The sequence below is a fragment of the Blastomonas sp. CCH1-A6 genome (assembly GCF_001556365.1).
GTDB lineage: Bacteria > Pseudomonadota > Alphaproteobacteria > Sphingomonadales > Sphingomonadaceae > Blastomonas > Blastomonas ursincola.
Map to the genome: position 1 here is coordinate 1 of NZ_LSIS01000514.1, position 5,186 is coordinate 5,186.

Genomic DNA, 5,186 nt, shown 5'->3' on the forward strand with positions numbered 1-5,186 from the left:
CGGAAGAACCGCCCCAGGACGATCCCGAAGATGCCCCCCAGGTGGTGATGCCGCCGATGCCCGAGCTGCGATAGGGCCGGCCCTTGCTGCGCGCGGCGTGGATCATCGGGATGACGAAGAAGAAGAAAATGATGATCAGCCAGAAGATGAACAGGCCGATGCCATCGCCATCATCGGCCTTGCGCGATTCCTCCTCGACCTTGGCGGCATAGGCGCGCGCTTCCTCTTCGGGAAGAGTCAGCTGGGTGATGATCGCATCGGTGCCCGCCGCGATGCCGCCGGGCATGTCCTTGTCGCGGAAGCGCGGCAATATGTCCTGCTGGATGATGACGCTCGACAAGGCGTCGGTCAGCACGCCCTCAAGGCCATAGCCGACCTCGATCCGCACCTTGCGCTCGTTCGGCGCGACGATCAGCAGCGCGCCATTGTCCTTTTCGAGCGATCCTTTTTCCGCCTGGCCGATGCCCCATTTGCGGCCGAGCTGATAGCCATATTCCTCGATCTCGTACCCCTGCAGATCGGGCAGGGTGACGACGACCAGCTGGCGCGTCGACTGTTTCTCCAGCGCCTCCAGCTTGGCGGTGAGCGATGCCTCCTGCGCGGGGTCGAGCAGATTGGCGTTGTCGACGACGCGCCCGGAGAGCTTGGGAAAGGTCTGCGCGGTGGCGGCGCTCTGCGCGGCAGCGACCAGCAGCAGCGTTACCGCCAGCCACTGGCCGAGCCATGCTTTCAGGCCACCCGCAAGGGCGGGCGCGCGGCTCACTGGCCGAAATCGACCTTGGGCGCTTCCTCGGCACCCGCGGTGGTCGCCTTGAACGGCACCATCGGCTTGGCACCGTGGATCAGGTTCGCGCCGATCGAATCGGGGAAGGTGCGGATGGTGGTGTTATATTCGCGCACCGCCTCGTTATAATCGCGCCGCGCTACCGAAATGCGGTTCTCCGTGCCCTCGAGCTGGCTCATCAGCGTGGTGAAATTCTGCTGGCTCTGCAGCTGCGGATAGGCTTCGACCACGGTGCGCAGCTGGCCCAGCGCCTGGGTCAGCTGGTTCTGCGCCTGGCTGAACTTCTCGAAGGTTTCGGGGTCCGAAAGATCCTCGGTGGTGATGTTGATCGCGGTCGCCTTGGCGCGGGCCTCGGTTACCTGGGTCAGGATCTTTTCTTCCGATGCGGCCCCAGCCTTCACCGTCGAGACGAGATTCGGCACCAGATCGGCGCGGCGCTGATACTGGTTTTCCACGTCGGCCCATTTCGCCTTGGCATTTTCCTCCGCCGTGGGGACCGAGTTGATGCCGCACGCGGTAAGCGACAGCGCTGCCACCAGGGGCAGGGCATAACGGGTGATACGCATAGTCAGTAATTCCCTCCGGTTGATAACGCGCGACCGTTATATCGTGTTAATACGGCAAAGCTGCAAGACCATGTTTTACACGCCCCACTTGCAAGCCACTCGACATCTCCACGTCAGTGGCGATTATAGGGGCATCTGCAGGCATAAAAAGGGGAAAGACGTGCTTCAGGAATTCAAGGCGTTCATCGCGCGCGGCAATGTGCTCGATCTGGCAGTTGCGGTGATCATCGGTGCGGCCTTTGCGACGATCACCACCTCGCTGACCGAGGACATCATCATGCCGGTGGTTGGCGCGATCTTTGGCGGGGCGGATTTTTCCAGCTATTTCATCATGCTGGGGCCGGTGCCTGAGACCTATACGGGATCGCTGAACGATTATGCCGCGCTCAAGAAGGCGGGCGTGCCGCTCTTCGGCTATGGCCAGTTCATCACCGTGATCATCAATTTCCTGATCCTGGCGTTCATCATCTTCCTAATCGTGCGCACCGCGAACAAGCTGTTCAAGAAGCCCGAGGAACCGGGTGCTCCGGCAGGACCGAGCGAGGTCGAACTGCTTGCGGAAATCCGGGATTTGCTGAAGAAGTAAGCCTTCCCCTCCCTGGTCAGGGAGGGGCTATGGGTGGGTCGTGTGCGCCAAGCGCAGCATGATCTCGCTGACCCACCCCCGACCCCTCCCTTGCAGGGAGGGGAGCAGGTTGTGCGGCGATGGTTGGACTGTCAGGCCGAAATTCTCCCGCCGCTCACTTCCCATTCACCAAAGCATCGCTATATGGGTTCCTGCCGGCTCGTCCGGCTATGACGATAAATTGCGGCGTGCAATAGGCACAGCGGACCCGGGGGCGGTACCCGGCGGCTCCACCATAATCCTCGTGAAAGCGGGGCTTTTGACGGGGCCGAACTAGGATCGACGTGTGTTGAAAAGCGGTGTTTTCGTCCGGGCTGAGTAACCCGTTAAAGGCTCAAAACTCATAAGTGCCAATGACAATGACGCACTCGCACTTGCTGCCTAATTCAGCGGCCTAACGGCCAAGAATAAGGAAGTAAGAGCGCGGTTGAACCCACCGGGCAACAGAAGCGGAGTTCAGCGGTTTGGAGAGCACCGGGCAACAGAAGCTCTCCACTTTCCCTCATCATTCCGGCCCGTACGCCTTCTGATAATCGATCGCGTCGAGCATCTTGGCGCCCGCCATGAACACCGCGCCGGTGCACGCGACAAACAGCAGCCAGCCGCCATAGCCGGGATATTGATCGAGATAGAGCTTGCCGCGCTCGCAGGCCCCCAGCGCCAGCGCATAGGTGATCAGATACACCTCGAACTTGGTCTTGATGATGAAGAGGCGACGGATCTTCTCGAACATGGGCATTCCCCCGCAAGCCCTGTGCCAAGGGCGCTTTTCTGCCGCAGACGATAGTTAAGAAAGGGTTAAACTGTAAAGCCTGCCGACAGGTCAGGCGAGCGCTCCGAGGTCGAGCGCCTGCAACAGCGTCCGCCGCGCGGCGCGCACGGTTTCGGCCAGCGCAGGGTCGGCGAGATCGCCCGGTGCGATCCGCTCGGGCCAGTGCGCGGCGATCACCCGTTCGACGACATCGAGCCTGTCCGGCGTGGCGATGAAGCGCGGATCGACCGTCGCGGGATCGGCCACCACGCGCAGCCTGAGGCAGGCCGGACCGCCGCCATTGGCCATCGACTGGCGGACATTGACCGGCACCAGCCGTCGGATCGGGCCGTTGCCCCCGACCATCGCCTCGAGCCATTGCCACACGGCGGGCACCTCCTGCGATTCGCTGGGAAGCACCAGCGCCTGGCCGCCATCCGGCAGCGTGACCAGCTGCGCGTTGAACAGATAGCTCTTGATCGCATCGGCGAGCGATACCGCGCTGGCGGGCACCTCGACGATCTGCACCGCCGGGAAAGCGGCGCGGACCGCGGCATAGGCCCCATCGCGGTCCTCGAACGCCTGTTCGTGCGTGAACAGCACGCTTTCATTGGCGACCGCGACGACATCATTGTGGAACGCGCCCGCGGCGATCGCGGTCTCGCTCTGCTGGATGAAGAGGGTGCGGTCCGCCGCCAGCCCGTGCCGCCGCGCGATCGCCTTGCCCGCCTCGACATGCTGGCGCGCGGGGAAGGGGCCGCCCGCCTTGCCATAGACGAAAATCTCGACGCCGGTGCTGTCGTGCCGCTCGCACAGCCGCATGTGGTTGGCCGCGCCCTCGTCGCCGAACGGGGCCGGGACGGGGCCGTGCACCGCGAAATGGCGCTCGTCGGCAAAGGCGAGTTGCAGCTGCGCCAGCGTGCCAGTCCATTCATGGCTGCGATGCGGCATCGTCATCAGATTGGCGACGGTCAGGTGGCAGCGGCCATCGGCGGTATCCGGGGCAGGCGATACTGTCGCGGCATTGGCCGCCCACATCGACGAGGCAGAGAAGCTGGCGGCGCGCAGATGCGGCTCGGCGTTGGCGACATCGGTGGCGAGGCTTTGCAACCAGCCGGTATTGGGCCTGTCGAGCGGCATGAAAAAGCCCTGCGCCAGCCCGAGCGCGATATTGGCGCGCATCTTGGCGACGCCCTGCAACGCGGCGGCGCGCGGTTCACTGACCGAACCGGCATTGTTGGCCGAGGCGATATTGCCGAGGCTGAGGCCCGCATAATTGTGGCTGGGGCCGATGATTCCGTCGAAATTGATCTCGGTGAGCATCCTCAGTTCCTGTTCTCTTTTCCTTCTCCCCAGCGAGGGAGAGGGATGCGCAGACTTGGCAGCTTGCTGCCTAGTCGGAGCTGGGAGAGGGGGCCATTCGCTGACCTTTGCGCATTTTCACCCTCACCCAGCTTCGCCTAAATTCGCTTCGCTCATCAAGGCTTCGCAGCCCTCTCCCCTCAAGGGAGAGGGGTATGTGGTTCCTATCTCTCGATCCAGCGCACAGCATCACCAGCGCCGACGCGCAGCACCTCTGCCGTTGCGGGATCAAGCGTCACGCCGTCAGCGCCATCCGCCACCTTGCCATAGGCGCAGCGGAAATCGGCCAGGCGGCCCGAGGCGACAAGCGAGATGGTGCCATCGTCGCCCATCGCGGCGACCTTGGCATCGCGCGCGTTGCGGATCGAATGCACCTGATCGGTGCGGGCGGTCATGGTCGGGCCGCCATCGAAGATGTCGACATAATTCTCGTGCGCAAAGCCTTCATTTTCCAGCATCCGCATTGCCGCGCGGCCGCTGACATTGGGCCGACCGAGTACATGGCGCGCGCTGTCGGAGAGCATCGCGACATAGACCGGGTGCTTGGGCATCAGATCAGCGATGAACTGGTTGCCGTGCAGTGCATTGAACGTGTCGGCCTCGTCGAAGCTCATGCCGAAAAAGCGCCCGGCGATGCTGTCCCAGAACGGCGAATCTCCGGCATCGTCGATGATCCCGCGCAGCTCGGCGAGGATGCGGTCGGCAAAGCGCGCACGGTGCATCCCGATGAACAGGTAACGGCTGCGCGCGAGCAGCATGCCGAGGCCCCCGGCACGCTCGTTGGGGTGGAGGAACAGCCCGCCGACCTCGCTTGACCCTTCCAGATCGGTGACCAGGCTCAGGATCTCGGCGCGGAAGGTGCGGCCCAGCTCGGCGCTGTGCTGGGTCAGCGTGCTGAGGCGATAGCTATAGAACGGCCATTTCTGCCCGACCTGGGTGAGCAACTGGCAGGTCCCGCGAATCTCGCCGGTTTCGGTGTTCTCGAGCACCAGCACGAACAGCTCGTCGCGCAGATCGTCGTCCGCGCGCGCGAAACAGGTCGTCGAGCGTTCGATCTTGCCCTCGAGTGACTTGCGGTCGGCGGGCAGGTTTGTGAAC

The 5,186-nt window shown here is 63.4% G+C and carries 6 protein-coding genes and 1 other RNA gene; 2 read left to right on the plus strand and 5 right to left on the minus strand.

The genetic code is table 11. The features are described 5' to 3' along the window. The coding region (locus AX735_RS22475; RefSeq protein WP_446471851.1) for a TPM domain-containing protein at window positions 1-763 on the minus strand (763 nt) is incomplete at its 3' end. Then, window positions 760-1,350 carry a LemA family protein gene (locus tag AX735_RS22480; RefSeq protein ID WP_066284846.1) on the minus strand — a complete coding sequence of 197 codons (591 nt, stop codon included), beginning with the start codon at window positions 1,348-1,350 and terminating at the stop codon, window positions 760-762. The genes AX735_RS22480 and AX735_RS22475, both read right to left, overlap by 4 nt. 160 nt (window positions 1,351-1,510) lie before the next feature. Here AX735_RS22480 and mscL point away from each other — a divergent pair, with 160 nt between their 5' ends. Then, complete coding sequence (gene mscL / locus AX735_RS22485; protein ID WP_066284847.1) at window positions 1,511-1,936, plus strand: large conductance mechanosensitive channel protein MscL; 426 nt, start codon at window positions 1,511-1,513, stop codon at window positions 1,934-1,936. 154 nt (window positions 1,937-2,090) lie between these two features. After that, window positions 2,091-2,434, plus strand: a transfer-messenger RNA (tmRNA) gene (gene ssrA / locus AX735_RS22490). A gap of 46 nt (window positions 2,435-2,480) precedes the next feature. Here ssrA and AX735_RS22495 read toward each other — a convergent pair. The 3 genes from AX735_RS22495 to AX735_RS22505 all read right to left on the minus strand — a co-directional run. After that, window positions 2,481-2,708 carry a hypothetical protein gene (locus AX735_RS22495; RefSeq protein ID WP_060977674.1) on the minus strand — a complete coding sequence of 76 codons (228 nt, stop codon included), beginning with the start codon at window positions 2,706-2,708 and terminating at the stop codon, window positions 2,481-2,483. A gap of 90 nt (window positions 2,709-2,798) precedes the next feature. Next, window positions 2,799-4,049, minus strand: coding sequence for an N-succinylarginine dihydrolase (locus AX735_RS22500; protein ID WP_066284848.1), 1,251 nt, complete (start codon window positions 4,047-4,049; stop codon window positions 2,799-2,801). Between the two features lie 203 nt (window positions 4,050-4,252). Further along, the coding region (locus AX735_RS22505) for an arginine N-succinyltransferase (RefSeq protein WP_066284849.1) at window positions 4,253-5,186 on the minus strand (934 nt) is incomplete at its 5' end.